This window comes from Paraburkholderia sp. GAS448, from assembly GCF_050435685.1.
Classification (GTDB): Bacteria; Pseudomonadota; Gammaproteobacteria; order Burkholderiales; family Burkholderiaceae; genus Paraburkholderia.
Window position 1 is genome coordinate 1 of sequence record NZ_JBNDKT010000125.1, and the last position, 2,437, is coordinate 2,437.

General features: G+C 65.4%; 2 protein-coding genes. Both read left to right on the plus strand.

Annotation, left to right across the window (positions count from 1 at the left end):
* On the plus strand, positions 1-1,233 hold a 1,233-nt coding region (locus P3T23_RS47475; protein WP_429322917.1), incomplete at its 5' end, for a complex I 51 kDa subunit family protein.
* A 14-nt stretch (positions 1,234-1,247) separates the two neighbouring features.
* A partial coding sequence (locus P3T23_RS47480) for a 2Fe-2S iron-sulfur cluster-binding protein (RefSeq protein ID WP_429322918.1) occupies positions 1,248-2,437 on the plus strand: 1,190 nt, incomplete at its 3' end.

Below are 2,437 nucleotides of genomic sequence, written 5' to 3' on the forward strand. Positions count from 1 at the left end.
ATCGGCATCACCGATCCGCTTTCGATCGACGACTACGTCGCGCATGGCGGCATCGAAGGCTTGAAGCAGGCACTTGCCACCGACGGCGCCGCCGCCTGCGATGCGCTCATCGAATCCGGTCTGCGCGGCCGCGGCGGTGCGGCGTTCCCGGCGGGCATCAAATGGCGGACGGTGCGGGCGGCTCAGGCCGACCAGAAATACATCGTCTGCAACGCCGACGAAGGCGATTCGGGCACCTTCTCCGATCGTCTCGTGATGGAAAGCGATCCCTTCGTACTGATCGAAGGGATGATCATCGCGGGGATTGTGACGGGCGCAACGGTCGGCCACATTTACGTGCGCAGCGAGTATCCGCACTCGATCGCGACGCTCGAAGCCGCCATCCAGAAAGCGCGTGCTGCAGGCTGGCTCGGCGATAGCGTGCTCGGCTCGGCGCATCGCTTCGAACTGTTCGTTGCGAGAGGCGCGGGCGCCTACGTCTGCGGCGAGGAAACAGCGCTGCTCGAATCGCTCGAAGGCAAGCGCGGCATCGTGCGCGCGAAACCGCCGCTGCCGGCGCTCTCCGGGCTCTTCGGCAAGCCGACGGTCATCAACAATGTCATTACGCTCGCAACCGTGCCGATCATCTTCGCGAAAGGCGCGGCGTTCTATCAGGACTTCGGCATGGGCCGCTCGCGCGGCACCCTGCCGTTCCAGCTGGCCGGCAATGTGAAGCAGGGCGGCCTCGTCGAACTCGCGTTCGGTGTGACGCTGCGCGAACTGCTCTACGACTTCGGCGGCGGCACGGCAAGCGGCCGGCCGGCGCGCGCGGTGCAGGTCGGCGGCCCGCTCGGCACGTATCTGCCCGAAAGCCAGTGGGACATTCCGTTGGACTACGAGGCGTACGCCGCTGTCGGCGCAGTGGTGGGCCACGGCGGGCTCGTCGTGCACGACGATACGTCCAATCTCGCCGAACTCGCCCAGTATGCGATGCACTTCTGTGCGCTCGAATCGTGCGGTAAATGCACGCCGTGCCGGATCGGCTCGACGCGCGGCGTCGAGGTGATCGGCCGTATCCGCAACGGCGATACATCGACGAAGCAGGTGCAACTGCTGCGTGACCTGTGCGACACGATGGTGTCCGGTTCGCTCTGCGCGATGGGCGGCATGACGCCCTTCCCAGTGCTGTCCGCACTCGACCACTTCCCTGAAGACTTCGGTCTCGACACCGCGCCCAAAGCGGCAGCGGCCTGACGATGGAGCACAACATGTCTGATGTTCTCAACTCCAAAGCTGGCGGCTGCGGCTCCGGCAACTGTGCGTGCAAGTCGCAGGCTGTGCAGCGGGCCGCGCGTGATCCTTATGACGACACCGACTACGGCACACCGCTGCGTCACGCCGACGTCGATGTCACGCTCGAAATCGACGGCCAGGCGGTGACGGTGCCGGCCGGCACGTCGGTCATGCGCGCCGCGGCCGAAGCCGGCGTCAACGTGCCGAAGCTGTGCGCCACCGATTCGCTCGAACCGTTCGGCTCGTGCCGCCTGTGTCTCGTCGAGATCGAAGGCCGGCGCGGCTATCCTGCCTCATGCACGACGCCGGTCGAAGCCGGCATGAAGGTCAGCACGCAGACCGACCGCCTGCAGTCGCTGCGCCGTAACGTGATGGAGCTCTACATCTCCGATCACCCGCTCGACTGCCTGACCTGCCCCGCCAACGGCGACTGCGAACTGCAGGACATGGCAGGCGTCACGGGCCTGCGCGAGGTGCGCTACGGCTTTGACGGCGCGAACCATCTGAAGGACAAAAAGGACGAGTCGAACCCGTACTTCACGTACGACCCGTCGAAGTGCATCGTCTGCAACCGCTGCGTGCGCGCGTGCGAAGAAACGCAGGGCACATTCGCACTGACGATCGCGGGCCGCGGTTTCGAATCGCGCGTCGCTGCCAGCGAGAACGTGCCGTTCATGGAATCGGAATGCGTATCGTGCGGCGCCTGCGTCGCAGCCTGCCCGACCGCGACCTTGCAGGAGAAGAGCGTCGTGATGCTCGGCCAGCCTGAACATTCGGTCGTGACGACGTGCGCGTATTGCGGCGTCGGCTGCTCGTTCAAGGCCGAGATGAAGGGCAACCAGGTGATCCGCATGGTGCCGCACAAGAACGGCGGCGCGAATGAAGGCCACGCGTGCGTCAAAGGCCGTTTCGCGTGGGGCTACGCGACGCACAAGGACCGCATCACGAAGCCGATGATCCGCGCGAAGATCACCGATCCGTGGCGTGAAGTCAGCTGGGAGGAAGCGCTCAGTTACGCCGCGGCGGAATTCCGCCGCATTCAGGCCAGATACGGTCGCGACTCGATCGGCGGCATCACCTCGTCGCGCTGCACGAATGAGGAAACCTACCTCGTGCAGAAGCTCGTACGTGCCGCGTTCGGCAACAACAACGTCGACACCTGCGC